At 74.8% G+C, this 15,511-nt stretch carries 14 protein-coding genes; 4 read left to right on the plus strand and 10 right to left on the minus strand.

Features of this window, described 5'->3' with window-relative positions; genetic code table 11:
- Nucleotides 1-38: 38 nt before the first annotated feature.
- Entirely contained in the window at nucleotides 39-2,813 is a 2,775-nt protein-coding gene (locus ACFYVL_RS10320) for a helicase C-terminal domain-containing protein (protein WP_389242823.1), read from the minus strand.
- A gap of 233 nt (nucleotides 2,814-3,046) precedes the next feature.
- On the opposite strand from ACFYVL_RS10320, the gene ACFYVL_RS10325 reads away from it, so the two are divergent.
- The gene (locus ACFYVL_RS10325; RefSeq protein ID WP_389242825.1) at nucleotides 3,047-4,213 is read left to right on the plus strand and encodes a hypothetical protein; all 1,167 of its coding nucleotides are present in this window, start codon (nucleotides 3,047-3,049) and stop codon (nucleotides 4,211-4,213) included.
- Between the two features lie 168 nt (nucleotides 4,214-4,381).
- On the opposite strand, the gene ACFYVL_RS10330 is transcribed toward ACFYVL_RS10325, so the two are convergent.
- The 4 genes from ACFYVL_RS10330 to ACFYVL_RS10345 form a co-directional block, all read right to left on the minus strand.
- On the minus strand, nucleotides 4,382-5,335 hold the full coding sequence (locus ACFYVL_RS10330; protein WP_389242827.1) for an ABC transporter substrate-binding protein: 954 nt from the start codon (nucleotides 5,333-5,335) through the stop codon (nucleotides 4,382-4,384).
- Nucleotides 5,336-5,415: 80 nt separating this feature from the next.
- Nucleotides 5,416-6,363: an ABC transporter ATP-binding protein gene (locus ACFYVL_RS10335; RefSeq protein WP_389242829.1), complete on the minus strand. Its 948-nt coding sequence runs from the start codon at nucleotides 6,361-6,363 to the stop codon at nucleotides 5,416-5,418.
- Nucleotides 6,360-7,445 (minus strand): FecCD family ABC transporter permease, encoded by a 1,086-nt coding sequence (locus ACFYVL_RS10340; protein WP_389242831.1) that lies wholly within the window; start codon nucleotides 7,443-7,445, stop codon nucleotides 6,360-6,362. The genes ACFYVL_RS10335 and ACFYVL_RS10340 overlap by 4 nt, the downstream gene beginning before the upstream one ends.
- Nucleotides 7,442-8,536, minus strand: coding sequence for a FecCD family ABC transporter permease (locus ACFYVL_RS10345; protein ID WP_389242833.1), 1,095 nt, complete (start codon nucleotides 8,534-8,536; stop codon nucleotides 7,442-7,444). The genes ACFYVL_RS10340 and ACFYVL_RS10345 overlap by 4 nt, the downstream gene beginning before the upstream one ends.
- 93 nt (nucleotides 8,537-8,629) lie before the next feature.
- Between ACFYVL_RS10345 and ACFYVL_RS10350 the strand changes: the two genes are divergently transcribed.
- On the plus strand, nucleotides 8,630-9,322 hold the full coding sequence (locus ACFYVL_RS10350) for an HAD family hydrolase (RefSeq protein ID WP_389242835.1): 693 nt from the start codon (nucleotides 8,630-8,632) through the stop codon (nucleotides 9,320-9,322).
- Between the two features lie 138 nt (nucleotides 9,323-9,460).
- Here the strand turns inward: ACFYVL_RS10350 and ACFYVL_RS10355 are convergent, their stop codons facing one another.
- Complete coding sequence (locus ACFYVL_RS10355; RefSeq protein WP_389242837.1) at nucleotides 9,461-9,718, minus strand: hypothetical protein; 258 nt, start codon at nucleotides 9,716-9,718, stop codon at nucleotides 9,461-9,463.
- Between the two features lie 191 nt (nucleotides 9,719-9,909).
- On the opposite strand from ACFYVL_RS10355, the gene ACFYVL_RS10360 reads away from it, so the two are divergent.
- Nucleotides 9,910-10,293: a cold-shock protein gene (locus ACFYVL_RS10360; RefSeq protein WP_389242839.1), complete on the plus strand. Its 384-nt coding sequence runs from the start codon at nucleotides 9,910-9,912 to the stop codon at nucleotides 10,291-10,293.
- Between the two features lie 186 nt (nucleotides 10,294-10,479).
- Here the strand turns inward: ACFYVL_RS10360 and ACFYVL_RS10365 are convergent, their stop codons facing one another.
- The 4 genes from ACFYVL_RS10365 to ACFYVL_RS10380 all read right to left on the minus strand — a co-directional run bounded on the left by ACFYVL_RS10365 (nucleotide 10,480) and on the right by ACFYVL_RS10380 (nucleotide 14,144).
- A complete protein-coding gene (locus tag ACFYVL_RS10365) occupies nucleotides 10,480-11,367 on the minus strand; it encodes a 1,4-dihydroxy-6-naphthoate synthase (protein ID WP_389242841.1) in 888 nt (295 codons plus the stop codon).
- Entirely contained in the window at nucleotides 11,318-12,007 is a 690-nt protein-coding gene (locus tag ACFYVL_RS10370) for a futalosine hydrolase (RefSeq protein ID WP_389242843.1), read from the minus strand. Before ACFYVL_RS10370 ends, ACFYVL_RS10365 begins: the two co-directional genes overlap by 50 nt.
- A gap of 17 nt (nucleotides 12,008-12,024) precedes the next feature.
- The gene (locus tag ACFYVL_RS10375) at nucleotides 12,025-12,531 is read right to left on the minus strand and encodes a DUF2771 domain-containing protein (protein WP_389242845.1); all 507 of its coding nucleotides are present in this window, start codon (nucleotides 12,529-12,531) and stop codon (nucleotides 12,025-12,027) included.
- 209 nt (nucleotides 12,532-12,740) lie between these two features.
- Nucleotides 12,741-14,144: an MFS transporter gene (locus ACFYVL_RS10380; RefSeq protein ID WP_389243405.1), complete on the minus strand. Its 1,404-nt coding sequence runs from the start codon at nucleotides 14,142-14,144 to the stop codon at nucleotides 12,741-12,743.
- Nucleotides 14,145-14,421: 277 nt separating this feature from the next.
- On the opposite strand from ACFYVL_RS10380, the gene ACFYVL_RS10385 reads away from it, so the two are divergent.
- Nucleotides 14,422-15,435: a DUF3027 domain-containing protein gene (locus ACFYVL_RS10385; RefSeq protein WP_389242847.1), complete on the plus strand. Its 1,014-nt coding sequence runs from the start codon at nucleotides 14,422-14,424 to the stop codon at nucleotides 15,433-15,435.
- Nucleotides 15,436-15,511 lie beyond the last annotated feature (76 nt).

Consider the following 15,511-nt stretch of genomic DNA (forward strand, 5'->3'; position numbering starts at 1 on the left):
CCCCCGCGCCACCCGTGGTCCGGCGTCGCCGCCCCGCCTCACACCGGGTCGTCCGCCAGTTCCGCCACGCCCGTGATCCGGTGCAGCGGGTACGTCTTCACCTCGTCCGCCGTGTGGTCGTACGCCGTCACGAAGCCGCCCTCCACCCGTACCGGTGCGATCACCCGCTGGCTGGCGGCGCCGTCCGCGTTGACGTAGCCGATCCACAGGGCCGAGCCGGTCAGGGCGGCGGCCTGGACGGTGGCGAGGGTCTCGGCGGAGGAGGTGCGGGGGAGGGCGGAGGAGCCGCCCGCGCCGTGGGGCCCGTGGGGGGCTCCCGCGCCGGTCCCGGAGTCCGGGGCGCCCGTGCCGCCGGTCCCCGGCGCTTCCTTGCGTACCGCGTTCGCCGCCATGTCCCCCGCGCGGATCGCCCGCAGCGCCGCGCCCAGCAGTGTCTCGTCCGGTACCGGCGGGCCCTCCGGCACCGGGGCCGGGGCGGTGCGGGCCGGGGTGCGGCGGGCGTCCGCACGGGTGATCAGCACGTCCCCGGCGGCCGACTCCGCGGCCGGCGCGAAGCCCATCGCGCGCAGCCCGTCCAGCAGCGCCACCGGTTCCGTCTGCGCGGCCAGCACGGTCGGGGCGAGGCGGCGCAGGCCGAGCGCGGCGGACCGCTTGTCGGCGAGGATCTCGCCCAGCACCGCGTCGTCGTCGCACCGTACGTACGAGGAAGCGGAACCCACCCGCAGATGCCCGTGGCGGCGCGCCACATCGTCGATGAGGTAGCTGAGCGGCTGCGGTACCGGCGTACGGCTGTGTTCCGCCAGGAAGGCGTGCAGGTCCGACGCCGCCTGACCGGAATCCAGCGCCCGGCGCACCGACCCCGGTGTGAAGCGGTACACCGTCGCCCCGCCCCGGCTCTCCACGTCTGCCAGCACCGCCAGCATCTCCGCGAGCGGGCGCCGCAACGGCCCCGGCGCGACGGCCGTCAGGTCCGCCTGGAGGAGTACGTGGTCGAGCGGCTCCGGGATGAGCGGGGCCAGCAGCCCGGCCGCCCGCAGCGCGTGCGCGGCGGACTCGGTATCGGTGGGGAGGGTGCGGGTGGGGGTGGTCCGGGTGGGGGTGGTTGCGGTGTCGGTACTGGGCGAGCCCGAAGAGTCGCGGGAGGCCGGGGAGCCCGGGGAGGCCGGAGAGGCCGGTTCGTCGGCCAGGCCCGCGAGTGCCCGGCCGTGCGTGGAGAGCGCGCCCCGGCCGGTCACGCCCAGCAGTTCCGCCTCGGAGAGCGTCCACAGGGCGAGGCGGGTGCGCAGGTCGCCGGTGGCGCCGCGCTGCGGGCGCTCCCAGCGGAGCCGGGCCAGGACGGAGTCCGGGTCGGGGGCGGTGCCCTCCGGGAGGCCGGGCGCGGCGAGGAGTGCCAGCACCCGGTGGCGCACCTCGGGTGCCGAGGAGCGGTCCAGGTCCGGGCCCAGCGCGGACAGCGTGCGGCCCTTCGCGTCCTGGCCGCCGACCAGGCCCGCCGTACGGGTGCCGCGCAGCCAGGCGGCGGCGAGACGGGACCAGCGTTCCTGGGGCGGCAGGTCGAGCCACGCGTCGTACGCGGGCGTCGGCGCGTACCGCTCGTCGGCCTCCCCGTCGGACGCCAACAGCCCGGCGCCGTAAGCGAGTTCGAGCCAGAAAGCGGCCGTCGGCTCCGGCAGGTCCAGGGCCGCCGCGGTCCGCTTCAGATCACGGACGCTCAGCCCGCCCGAGCGCAGTACCGGGGGCCCGCCCCGGTCCCAGTCCTTCAGCAGGTCCTCGACCGTCGTCAGCGCGCCGAACGCCTGCCCCGCCGCCGTCAGATCGACCATCTTCCGGGTGTGCTCCGACGCCGCGACCAGCTCCGGAGCAACCGGTTCCGGGGTGCGGTGGGCGCGGCCCGCCCGCAGGTGCAGGGCCGCCTCGCGGGGCAGCACGACGGTGCGCGCGCTGGTCGGCAGCAGCAGCCCGTGGTCCCGCAGCCAGCGCACCGGCGGCGCCGGGTCCGAGCTGACCTCGCCGTACGGCGGTCCCCAGACCAGCCGGTCCAGCACGGTCAGCGCGTCCGACGGCGCGGTGTCGAGCAGCGCGTCCATCCGTGCGCGGTCGGTGAACAGCGAGGTCAGCGCCTGTACGGCGGACACCGGGTCGTGCGTGGTGGGCAGTCCGATGGCGGCCAGGATGCCCTGGAGCCGGGTCGGGGACATCCCGGCGGTCGCCTCCGCGACGCTCGGGCCGAGCCCGGTCGGGGACGGGTGGGTGGCCGACGGCGCGAGCAGCTCGCGCGCGGTGCGCACCAACCGGAGCCGGTCGTCGGCGCCCCACAGCAGGGCCTGCTCGCGCAGCATCCGTACGGCGCCGGGCAGCGCCGCCTCGACCGCGCGGTCGCCCTCGTCACCGCTCATCAGGGCCCGGAGCATGTCGTACGTCGCCGGATCGGGCGCCACCGCGAGCGCCTCGGCGGTCTGCAGCGCGAACCGGTCGAGCCGCTCCAGCGCGCGGACGACGGAGGCCCGGGTTCCGGCCCTGGTGGCCAGCAGCCCGAGGTCCCCGGGCACCGGCGACAGCAGATCGGGCCGGGCGCGCAGCAGCCCGGCGAGGGAGGCGTCGTCCCGGGTGCGGAGCGCCTCGGCGAGGGTGCGGGGTGCGGTGGGGGAGCTGCCGGCGGGTGCGGTGCCGCCGGGCGTGCCGCCGCCCGCCGTGCCGCCGCCCGCCGTGCTTTCGGGCGTGCCGGACGTGCCCGCCTGCGTACCGGCGGCCCGGCCGCCGGTGGTGATTCCTTCGGGCACGTGCGCCTCCCGGTCGAGCTCGCTGGTCCCCATCCGCCCCACGGTAGCGTCTGCGCGACCCGGCCCGGCGCGGCAGGCGCTAACGTCGGAGCAGGGCGGACCGGCAACTGCTCGTGACCGGCGGGCACTTGCCGAGCACCGGGACCGGAACGACCGTAATCATCCGGAAACGCCCGAACGGCAGGGCAAGCACGGGCCGGACGGGGCAGGGGCACGAACATGGCCGGGCAGGGCACTGACTGCGGGAGCAGGGGACGGACGGCGTCGTGGGCATCGAGAGCGACCAGCTGGTCTTCGACTATCTGAGCCGGGTCGGTGACCTCGCCCAGCAACAGCAGCTCACCTCAGGCGACCGGATGCGCCTGGTGTCCTCGCTGCGCACCGAGATCGACCGGCAGCGGGCCAAGGCCATCGGCGGCCCGGACAGCGCCGCCGCCGTGCAGCGCATCCTCGGCAGGCTCGGCACGCCGGACGAGATCGTCGAGGCGGCGGCGGGCGGCAGCGGCGTGGAGGAGGTGCTCTCCTCGCGCACCTCCCGGCGGGTGCTGCCCCGCCAGCGCAGATCGTCGGCGGCCGGCGAGGACAGGGGCGACGGCCGGGGGGCGGCGGACGGCTGGGGCGCGCGGGACGGCCGGGGCGCGAAGGGGGCGGAGGAGCCCGTCGGCTTCGAGAAGGCGCCGACCGGGCGGGCGGGGCCCTCGGGTCCGGAGCCGTTCCCCACCGGGCCGCACGTCGCCGGTACGGACGAACTCGGCCCGCCGGGGAAGGGCCCGGAGGAGTGGTGGCGGGCCGATCCCGGCCCCTTCGGCGGCCTCGGCACCTCCGTGCCCGGCTTCACCGGCGGCGTGGAGATCCCCGAGATACTCAAGCCTCCGCCGGAGGACGACGAGGACGAGGACGGGGACGGGGACAAGGACGGCGAGGGCGGGGCGGCCACCGAGGACGCCGGCGAGGACGAGCGCAGTGTGCTGCGACGGCTTGCCGACCGCCGGGCGCGGCGGCGGGCGCCCGTGGCGGGGAGGAAGAAGGCGGCGCGGGACGCCGAGGAGGCGGAGGAGGACCTGCCGGTCCGGGCCCCGCTGGTGCCGCGCGGCAGTCCGTTCCTGTTGCTGGCGGCGGTGCTGCTGGTCGCGGGGGCGGTGGTGGGGAACCTGCTGGTGCTCGCGGGCGGCTGGCTCCTCGCGTACCTGTCGCGGAAGCTGTCGCGCGCGGAGGCGAAGTGGGCGGTCCTGGGCCTGCCCGGACTGGTCGCGGCGGGCGGTGCGGTGTGGCTGTGGGGCCGGAGCCAGGGCCGGTGGGGGGAGCAGCTGTCGATGCAGGCGGAGGGGGCGCTGACGGATGCGTTGACGGGGTTGTGGCCGGTGCTGGTGCGGACGGCGGCGGTGGTTTCGGCGGTTTATTTGGTGTGGAGGGCGCGGCGGATTGGTGGGTGAGGGGGCCCTGCCGGGGGGAAGGGGTGGGGGGCGTCCGGGGCGGGGGCGTGCGGCTCCGCAGGGGTGGGCGGGACATGAGGTGCGGCTCCGCCGGGGGCCGCCCCCTTGCCCGCCCGTTCCGCCCCCGGGGGGCGGCCCCGCCGCCCAAGGCGGCGGGGGTGGGGTGGGTTAGGGGGTGAGGTGGGATTGGAGTTGGGTGAGGATTTTGTCGGCGGCCGTGTAGCCGATGCCCTGGATCCACAGCTGGTCGTCGACCGCGAAGACCTTGCCCGCCTTCACCGCCGGGATCGACTTCCACAGCGCCGAGTTCAGCGTCGCGGTCTGCTTGGCCTTGGCCGGGTCGCCGTACGTCGAGTGGAGGAGGACGTCCGCGTCCTTGCCCGCCAGGTCGATCTTCTCCGGGCTCACGTCGTACGAGAAGCCGTCCTTCGCCCTGTCCGTGATCGGCGGGCGGCCCAGGCCGACGTCCGCGAGCACCGTCGCGATGTAGTTCCGCCTGCCGTAGATGCGGATGTCCGCACCCTCCACGAAGCGCACCACGTTGACCTTCGTCGCGGCTGCCTTCTCCTTGCCGCCGACCGCCTCGGTCACCTTCGCCGCGTGCGCGGTGTACGCGGCGACCACCCGCTTCGCCTCCGCCTGCCTGCCCAGGGCCTCGGCGTGCAGCTGGAAGTTCTCCTTCCAGGGGAAGCCGGTGCCCTCGGTCATCACCGTCGGGGCGATGGCCTTCAGCTCGTCGTACTTGTCCTCGTGGCGGACCTTGCTGGTGAGGATCAGGTCCGGTTCCAGCGCGGCGACGGCCTCCAGGTTGGGGGTCATCATCTCGCCGACGTCCTTGATGCCGGCGACCTTGTCCGGGGGGAGGTAGCTCAGGAACCCCGACTTGACGTCGGCGTGCGTGGAGCCGACCGGCCTGACGCCGAGTGTGATCGCCGAGTCCAGTTCGGCGGTGTCCAGGACGACCACGCGCTTCGGCGCCCTCGGCACCTCGACCTCGCCCATGGCCGTGCGGACGGTGCGCGTCCCCTGCCCCGCGCCCGACGCCGAGCCGGAGTCGGGACCGCCGGAGGAGGAGCAGGCGGAGAGCGCCAGCGCGGCCACGGCGGTGAGGGCGAGCGGCACGGCGGCCCTCGGGCGCCTACGGGGTCGGGTGCGGCTGCGGTGCGGCGAAGGCGGCACGGAGTTCACGGGCTGCACGGGCTTCATGAGGTGGGTGCCTTTCGGAGAGCGGGCGGAGAGGAGTCCGGTTCCCCTTCCCCGTCCTGGGCCGCGTGAGACGTCGTACCGGCCTTCCCGTCGGAGCCCGCGAGCGAGGTCGCCCCCGACCCGCCACCGGCCCACGGCGCCCCCGGCACCACCAGGGGCGAACCCGTCACCGGGTCCGGCACCACGACCGATTCCAGCCCGAACACCTCCCGTACCAGGTCCGCCGTGACGACCTCGCCGGGCGGCCCCTCGGCCACGATCACGCCCGCCTTCATCGCCACCAGGTGATCGGCGTACCGGGCGGCCTGGTTCAGGTCGTGCAGGACCACGACGACGGTGCGGCCCTGCTCCCGGTTCAGCTGGCGCACCAGGTCCAGCACCTCCACCTGGTGGGCGATGTCGAGGTACGTCGTCGGCTCGTCGAGCAGCAGCAGATCGGTCTCCTGGGCCAGCGCCATCGCGATCCACACGCGCTGGCGCTGACCGCCGGAGAGCGCGTCCACCGGGCGGTCGGCCAGCTCGCTCACGTCGGTGCGCGCCATGGCGTCCACCACCGCCCGCTCGTCCTCCTCGGACCACTGCTTCCACCACGCCCGGTGCGGCTGCCGGCCGCGCGAGACCAGGTCGGCGACGGTGATCGCCTCCGGGGCCACCGGCGTCTGCGGCAGCAGCCCGATCGACTGGGCGATCCGTTTGGTGGGGATGCGGGCCAGCTCCGTACCGTCCAGGAGCACCGAGCCGCCCTGCGGCTTCAGCAGCCGGCCGAGCGCCCGCAGGGTCGTCGACTTGCCGCAGGCGTTGGGGCCCACGATGACGGTCACCCGCCCGTCCGGAACGGCCAGGTCCAGTTCGCGGACGACGGTCCGGTCCTCGTACCCCAGGGTCAGCGAGGCGGCCCGCAGCCGTGTGCCGGAAGCGGTCGAAGGGGCGGACTGGGAACTCATGCCTTGCCTCCATTGCGCCCGCCGTGCCCGCGCACGATGAGCCAGATCAGATACGGAGCCCCGACGGCGGCGGTCAGCACGCCCACCGGCAGCTCGGTGGGCGAGAACAGCCGGCGGGCCAGCAGATCCCCGGACACCACGATGACGGCACCCAGCAGCGCCGAGCACACCAGCGGGATCTGCGCGGTCCGGGTGATCCGGCGGGCGATCTGCGGGGCCAGCAGCGCCACGAAGTCGACCGGACCGGCCGCCCCCGTCGCCACCGACGCCAGCACCACCCCGAGCGCGACCAGCCCCAGCCGCACCCGCCCGAGCCGTACGCCCAGCGCCACGGCGGTGTCGTCGTCCATGGCGGCGGTGCGCTGCGCCCGCGCGGCCCACGCCACGCCCGGCAGCAGCACCAGCAGCACCCAGCCCAGGACGGTCGCCTCGTCCCAGCCGCGCCCGTTGAGCGAACCGGTCATCCAGATCTGCGCCTGCTGCGCGACCAGATAGTCGCCCTTGGTCAGGAACAGCTGGGTGACCGACTTCAGGGCGATGGCGAAGCCGATCCCGATCAGGACGAACCTCGTCGCGTGCAGCCCGCCGCGCCAGGCGAACACGTACACCAGCGCCGCGGCGAGCACCCCGCCGGCGACCGACAGGTACGGCAGCACCCCGGCCGAGGTGACCCCGAAGATCATCGCGCCGACGGTCAGCGCACCGGCCCCCTGGCTGATGCCGATGATGTCCGGGCTGGCCAGCGGATTGCGCGCGACGGTCTGGATCAGCGCCCCGGCCACCCCGAAGGCGAGCCCGACCAGCAGCCCGACGGTCATCCGGGGCAGCCGCAGCGTCCCCACCACCAGCCCGCTGTGCGAGTCCATGCCCAGCAGCACCCGCAGCACCTCGCCGGGCGGTACGAAGCGTTCGCCGACGCACAGGTACGCGACGCAGACCGCCGCGAGCAGCACCGCGAGACCCGCCCCCACCAGGGCGGCCCTGCGGTGCAGCAGGAACGAGGCGCGACCGGCGCGGACCAGGGAGTACCCGGCCGGACGGGTACGGGAGGCGGCCCGGACGGACGCCGTGGTCGCCGTCATGCCGGCACCGCCTTCCGGCGCACCAGCGTGACCAGGAACGGCACCCCGATCAGCGCCGTCATCACACCCGCCGGGACCTCGCTCGGCGGGAACACGATCCGGCCCACCACATCGGCGACCAGCAGCATCACGGGACCGGTCACGGCCGCCATCGGCAGCGTCCACCGGTGGTCGCTGCCCACGATCGCGCGGGCGATGTGCGGCACCGCGAGCCCGATGAACGCGATCGGACCGGCGGCGGCCACCGCCACCCCGGTCAGCACGGTCGCGCCGAGCCCGCCCACCACGCGGACCGCGGCCACGTTCTGCCCGAGCCCCTTCGCGACGTCCTCACCGAGCGCCAGCGCGTCGAGGCCGCGTGCCACGGCCAGCACCAGCACCACCCCCACCAGCAGGAACGGCCACACCTGGCCGACGATCTCGGAGCCGCGCCCGGCCAGCGCCCCCACGTTCCAGAAGCGGAACTCGTCCATCGCTGCGGCCCTCGTGGTGAGTACCGCCATCGTCACGGACACCAGCAGCGCGTTGATCGCCGCACCGCCGAGCGCCAGCTTCACCGGGGTCGCGCCGCCGCGCCCGCGGGACGCGACGGCGTACACCGCGACCGAGGCGACGGCCGCGCCGCCGAACGCGAACCACACGTACCCCGTCAGCGTGTGCACCCCGGCGAACGCGATGGCCAGCACCACCCCGACCGAGGCGCCCTGGCTGATGCCCAGGATGCCCGGGTCGGCGATGGGGTTGCGGGTGATGCCCTGGAGCGCGGTCCCGGCGAGGCCCAGCGCGGCCCCCACCATGATCCCCAGCACGGTCCTGGGCACCCGCATCTGCCGCACCACCTCGGCGTCCGGGCTGTCGCCCCCGTGCAGCAGCGCGTCGAACACGGTCGACGGCGCGATGCCGCGCGCCCCCACGGCGAGGCTCAGCAGCACGGCGACGGCGAGCGACACCACGGCCGCCACCGTCCAGCCGATCCGCCGCGTCACCGTTGCACGACGGGGCCGCGCCGGGGGCGACACGGACGGGGCGGGCCGGGCGGGCGGCGGGGATGACCCGGACACGGGAGGGGCGGCGGTCGGCATCGGTCCCATTTCGAAGGCTGATCTCGGAGCCTGAGCAGGCAACTTAGGCGGCCCTAAGTGTACGACCGGGGGGTTCGGCGGCGCCCCGGCACAATGGCCTGCATGAGTACGCATGCACACCACACGCATCCGGTGTCCGACGAACCCGCCGATTCCACCGGCCCCCTGGCCCCCGGTGGCCCCGTCGTCGGCTTCGACCTCGACATGACGCTGATCGACTCCCGCCCCGGCATCAAGGCCGCCTACCAGCGGCTCACCGCCGAGACCGGGGTGCCGATCGACGCCGACCTGGTCGTCTCCCGGCTCGGCCCGCCGCTGGAGCAGGAGATCGCCAACTGGTTCCCCGCCGACCGGATCGAGGAGATCGCCGACCGCTACCGCGCGCTCTACCCCGAGTACGCGATCACCCCCAGCACGGCCCTCCCGGGCGCCCGCGAGGCGGTCGCCGCGGTACGGGCGGCGGGCGGCCGGGCGGTCGTCGTCACCGGCAAGTGGGAGCCCAACGCCAAACTGCACCTGGAGCACCTGGGCATCGAGGTGGACGCGGTGATCGGCAACGTCTGGGCCGAGGGCAAGGCCCTGGCCCTGCGCGAGCACGGCGCCACCGTCTACGTCGGCGACCACCTCGGCGACGTCCGCGGCGCCCGCGCCGCCGAGGCCCTGTCCGTCGCGGTCACCACCGGCCCCTACGACGCCCGCGCCCTCCAGGAGGCCGGCGCCGACGTGATCCTCCCGGACCTGACGGGCTTCGCGGGCTGGCTGACGCGGCACCTGGGCGCCGGCGCTGCGGCCTAGCCGCCCCTGGCCCCGGGCCACGGGCGGCATCAGGCACGGGCGGCACCACGGCCACGGGCGGCATCACGGGCACGGGAGGCACCGCGGGCATCGGCGGTATCCGGCCGACGGTGCCGCCGGGGCACCCGGCCGCGGGGGCTACGCGCCGCCGCGTGCCTGCTTGCGCTGGACCGCGATCGAGCGCAGCACGCCCGCCGCGGCGATGACGAAGCCCACACCCATCAACATGCACACCGCGTACGCGATCGAGGGGAACGGCTCGGTTCCCAGGAACATCGGCACGAACGTCACCAGCGTCGCGACGGCCCCGACGAAGAAGACGATCCCGCCGACGCGAACCAGCCGATCCCCGGCCCCGGCGGCCTCGGCCCGGTCCCTCTTGGTTTCATTGCTCACCCGGCAAGGGTAGTTCCCTGCCCCGGGGGCCGGTGCGGGGGAAGGCGTCGGCCGGGCTCCGGCAGCTCTTGTCAGCAGCGTGAGGACCATTAGCCTGGTGAGTGGCGGGTCGGTGAAGACCCGCTGTAGTGCTATCCGGAGCCGTTTTCGCGGCTTTCCGGACCCGACGAGTACGAGGACGAGGACAGACGGTGCCTACCGGCAAGGTCAAGTGGTTCAACGGCGAAAAGGGCTTCGGCTTCCTCTCGCGCGACGACGGCGGCGACGTCTTCGTCCACTCCTCCGTGCTTCCGGCAGGTGTGGAGAGCCTCAAGCCCGGCCAGCGCGTCGAATTCGGTGTGGTCGCAGGTCAGCGCGGCGACCAGGCGCTGTCGGTGACGGTCCTCGACCCGACCCCCTCGGTCGCGGCGGCCCAGCGCCGCAAGCCGGACGAGCTGGCCTCGATCGTGCAGGACCTGACGACGCTGCTGGAGAACATCACCCCGCAGCTGGAGCGCGGGCGCTACCCCGACAAGGCCGCGGGCAAGAAGATCGCCGGCCTGCTGCGCGCGGTCGCCGACCAGCTCGACGTATAGCCGCCCCGCCCGCCCGGCGGCGGGTCGGCTCGGCGGAAGGACGTACGGGCCCAGGAGCCGGAAGGACCGGAATTCCTGGGCCCGGGTCCATGTCCGGGCCGGTGCGCCCGCTTTCGTACGGAGGCGGGACCCGGCCCGGGAGCGCTCTTACGGGAAAGTTCAGGGCGCCCTGACCCAGCGGCGGCGTTACGGGAAGCTCAGGGCGTCCGGACCCAGCGGCGGCACCAGGCCCTCGGTCGCCGCCCGCTCCAGCAGGCCGCGCACCGCCGCGTAGCCGTCCTCGCCCAGGTCGGCCGTGAACTCGTTCACGTAGAGCGCGATGTGCTGATCGGCGACCGCGGGGTCCATCTCCTGCGCGTGCGCCGCGACGTACGGGCGCGAGGCCGACGGATCGTCCCAGGCCATCCGCACCGACGCCCTGGCCGCCCCGGCCAGCGCCCGCAGCCGCTCCTCGCCCAGCGACCGCTTGGCGATGATCGCGCCGAGCGGGATCGGCAGCCCGGTGGTGGCCTCCCAGTGCTCGCCCATGTCGGCCAGCTTGTGCAGCCCGTAGCGCTGGTAGGTGAAGCGCGCCTCGTGGATGACGAGACCGGCGTCCACCCGCCCGTCGCGCACCGCGGGCATGATCTCGTCGAACGGCATGACCACGATCCGGCCGACCTCGCCCTGCACGACGTCCGCCGCCCACAGCCGGAACAGCAGGTACGCCGTCGAGCGCTCGCTCGGCACCGCGACCGTCCTGCCGGTGAGGTCCACGTCCCCGTCGCGGGTCAGCACGAGCGGCCCGCAGCCGCGCCCGAGCGCCCCGCCGCACGGCAGCAGCGCGTACTGGTCGAGAACCCACGGAAGCACCGCGTAGGACACCTTGAGCACGTCGAACTCGCCGCGCTCGGCCATGCCGTTGGTGAGGTCGATGTCCGCGAAGGTGACGTCCAGCGCGGGGGCGCCGGGGACGCGGCCGTGCGCCCAGGCGTCGAAGACGAAGGTGTCGTTGGGGCAGGGCGAGTAAGCGATCCTCAGCGCGTCAGCCCGGCCCGCCGGCTCCGTGGCCGTGTTCGTGTGCGTCGTGCTCATGTGGTGTCCAACCCTCCGTGACGGCCCTGAGCTTCCCGAAGGCGCCGGTCAGGGCGGCGAGCGCGTCCCCGATCCGCCAGGCGTCGCGGTCGCGCGGCCCGACGGCGTTGGAGACGGCGCGGATTTCGAGCACCGGCAGCCCGAACAGTGCGGCGGCCTCCGCCACCCCGAACCCCTCCATCGCCTCCACGGCGGCCCGCGGGTGCCGGGCGCGCAGTTCGGCGGCGCGGGCGGCGGTGCCGGTGACGGTGGAGACGGTCAGGACGGTGCCGGTCGTCGCTCCGGTGGCGTCCGCCAGGGCCCGTACGAGCGCGGCGGGCGGGCGGTGCTCCACGGTCCCGAAGCCGAGCCCGGTGACCGGCACGTACCCCTCGGGCGTCTCCGCGCCCAGGTCGGCGGCGACGACCGCGTCCGCGACGACCACCGAGGCGAGCGGCGCGACCGGGGCGAACCCGCCGCCGATCCCGGCCGAGACGACCAGGCCGTACGTACCGGTGGCCAGTGCGCGGGCGGTCGAGGCGGCGGCTGCGGCGGGGCCGACCCCGCCCGCCAGCACGGTCACCGCGCTCTCGTCCGGCCCGAACGCACGCGTGACCGCGTCCCGCTCGGCGGGGACCGCGGTCACTACGAGGATGTTCACGGGGTCGGGGCGCCTGTTCAGGAGGCGCGCTTGACCTTGAAGTGCCAGATGCCGGCGAGTTCCTTGCCGCTGATCTGGCCGATGGTCAGCTGCGCCTCCTTGAGCGCGACCTTCTGGGCCTGGCCCATCTGGTTGGGCTGGCCCTCCTGGGTGAGGATGTCCTCGGCCTTCACCGTGCGGTACGTCTTCTTCGACGTCTCGGCGTCGATCGGACGGCCGTTGACGAACAGCACCCAGCCGTCCTCGGCGACCTCGGGGTCCACCCCGATGCGGAGCGTGTCGCCGGTCGAGGCGTCGATCGTCTCCGTGGCCTTCTTGGTCATGCAGGACGTGAAGGCCTTCTCGCCGAGCCCCTTGCCGTCCTCGTAGCAGGTGGCCTCGGCGTGCACCGAGTCCGAACCCACGGTCACGGTCGCGAGCGGCGTCGGCTTCTCGCAGGCGGAGAGGACGAGCAGCCCTGCGGAGGCGACAGCCAGGGCGGCGGTGGTACGGCGGGCCTTGCCCGAGAACAGCGCAACGGTCATGCGCGAAGGCTATCGCCCGAACCGACCACCACCGCGCCCGGGTGTTTCCCGGGGTGTCCACCCCCCCCGGCCCCCGCCCCCTTGGGCGGCGGGGCCGCCCCCGGGGGCGGAACGGGCGGGCAAGGGGGCGGCCCCCGGCGGAGCCGCACCTTTCCCGCCCGGGACGCCCCCGGCAGACCCGCACCCGCACGGCCCCACCCCCCCACCCCTCACCTCAGCACCCGCCCCCCCGAAGTCCTCCTCCCCGCCGCCCGCAGCAGCCCCCTCGCCGACAGCAGCACACCGAGGGCCACCAGCGCCGCCCCCACCGCCATCCCCAGATGCGCCACCAACGGCAGCGCGATGCCGATCGCACCCCCCGCCACCCACGCCATCTGGAGCAACGTCTCCGAACGGGCGAACGCCGAGTTGCGCACCGCCTCCGGCACGTCGCGCTGGATCAGCGCGTCCAGCGACAGCTTGCCCAGCGCCTGGCACAGCCCTGCCGTCGCGCCCAGCACCGCCACCAGCAGCCCGCTGAAGAACACGGCCGTCAGCACCGACACCCCGAGCGCCACCGCCAGCACCGTCGCGATGATCAGCTCCGGCGCACGGGACTTCAGCCACGCCCCGACCGCCGTCCCCACCGCGTTGCCGAGCCCGGCGGCGACGCCCACGATGCCCAGCGAGACCGCCGCGCTGCGGCCGTCCAGCGGGTGCTGTCTCAGCAGGAAGGCCAGGAAGAAGATCAGGAAGCCGGAGAGGGCGCGCAGGGCCGCGTTGGCCTGGAGGGCGTGGACCACCGAGGGGCCCACGTCGCGCAGCCCCCGGCCGGGCCGCTCGGGAGCCTCTTCCTCGCCCGGGTGGTCGGAGGCCAGATGCGCGCGTTTCTCACCCTTGGCCGAGTCGACCTTGCCCGGCATCGAGAAGGCGAGGAAGGTGCCCGCCACGAAGACGAGGAACGCCCCGTACAGCGGCCACGCGGGCCCCACACGTTGCAGCGCGGCACCGATCGGCGCCGCCGCACCCGTCGCGAGCAGCCCCGCCAGGGTCACCCGCGAGTTCGCCTTGACCAGCGAGAACGCCGGCGGGAGAAGTCTGGGAACCACCGCACTGCGGACCACCCCGTACGCCTTGGACGCCACCAGCACGCCCAGCGCCGCCGGATACAGCTCGATGCCGCCCGTCGCGACCGCCCCCGACATCGCCAGCGCCAGCACCGCCCGCGCCAGCATCGCGCCCGCCATCGCGGCCCGCCGCCCGTGCGGCAGCCGGTCCAGCAGCGGGCCGATGACGGGGGCGAGAAGGGTGAAGGGCGCCATGGTGATCGCGAGGTAGAGCGCCACCCGGCCGCGGGCCTCGTCGGTGGGGACGGAGAAGAACACCGTGGAGGCGAGTGCGATTGTGATCAATACGTCGCCCGCGCCGTTCACGGCGTGCAGTTCGATCAGCTTTCCGAGGCCCGACTCACCGGCCCCGTGGGCGTGCGTGGCACGCCGGATCCCTTTGGCCGTACCGGTGAACGGCAGGTGGAGGGCGCGACCGACCGCCCGACCCGCCTTGCGCAGCGGCCCAGTTGGGACGTACGACCGAGACGACGACCGTGCGGTAGCCACCCCGCAATAGTGCCCCAACGGCACGCGGGCACCACCCGACCCGAACCAGGATTCGGACGTGCAGGTGGGATGGGGGCGGCAGAGGGGGTAGCGTGCGTAGCGCGCCACCGGCGGTTGTACTCGGCCGCGCGCCTCTCAGCGATCCCGCAGAATGGATGGCGGAAGGTGTGCCCGAGGCAGGTAGTCGGGCGCGGACGTCGACGCGGCCCTCAGGTCCGCTCCGCCCGCGGCTCGTACATCTACATCGTCATCGGCAGGCGCACCCGTGATACGGCGTAGGAGAGAAGCGAGACCTGTGAGTGCTGCGACGACGAGAAGCCGTACCCCCGACCGCCTGTGCGCCGAGGCGGTAGACCTCGCACGCGAGGCGGCCGAGGAGGCAGCCTTCCCAGGAGTGGTCGGCGAGCACGTCACTCTTTTCGCCGAGGGCGACCGGGTGGTCACCCATCTCTTCGAGGCGAAGGAACCGGGCTACCGGGGCTGGCGCTGGGCCGTGACGGTCGCGCGGGCCTCCCGCGCGAAGATCGTCACCCTGGACGAGACGGTGCTGCTGCCCGGCCCCGACTCCCTCGCCGCACCCGAATGGGTGCCGTGGAGCGAGCGGCTGCGCCCCGGCGACATGGGCCCCGGCGACCTGCTGCCCACCGAGGCGGACGACCTGCGGCTGGAGCCGGGCTGGACCGGCGAGGACGAGCCGCCGCCGAACTCGGTCCTGGCGGCGGAGGAGTACGCCGCACGGCCGGCGGCCCCGGGAGCGTCGGCTCCGCGGGCCGCGGCCCCGGTGGGGTCCGCGGTGGCCCCCGCATCGGAGGCACTCGCGGAGGTCGCGGACACCGAGGACGCGGAACTGGCCGCTCCGGTGGCGACCGTGACGCCCGCTCCGGCGCGCGGCTCGATCACCTCGGTCGCCGAGGAGCTCGGCATGCGCCGGGCCCGTGTGCTGTCGCGGTACGGGCTGCACCTGGCGGCGGACCGCTGGGACGAGGAGTACGGGGCGAAGACCCCGATGGCCCAGGCGGCCCCGGCCGCGTGCGTCTCCTGCGCGTTCCTGGTCCCGGTCTCCGGCTCGCTCGGCCAGGCCTTCGGCATCTGCGCCAACGAGTTCGGACCGGCCGACGGGCACGTGGTCTCGCTGTCGTACGGCTGCGGGGGGCACTCGGAGGCGGCCGTCATGCCGAAGACGCCGAAGCCGGCGGGGCCGGTGCTGGATTCGATGGCGGTGGACGCGTTTCCGCTGCGGCCGGACCCGGAGGGCGGGTCGGTGCCGGGAGCGGTGGACCCGGCTTCGGAGGACCTGGGCCACTCCTAGGCGGCGCGGGGGGCTGTCCGGCCGGGGTGCGGCAGGCTGTGCCCCTCCCCGCCCCTTCCCTGAACCGCTGCCGCGG

Origin of the sequence: Streptomyces sp. NPDC004111 (assembly GCF_042874215.1) — a bacterium.
GTDB lineage: Bacteria > Actinomycetota > Actinomycetes > Streptomycetales > Streptomycetaceae > Streptomyces.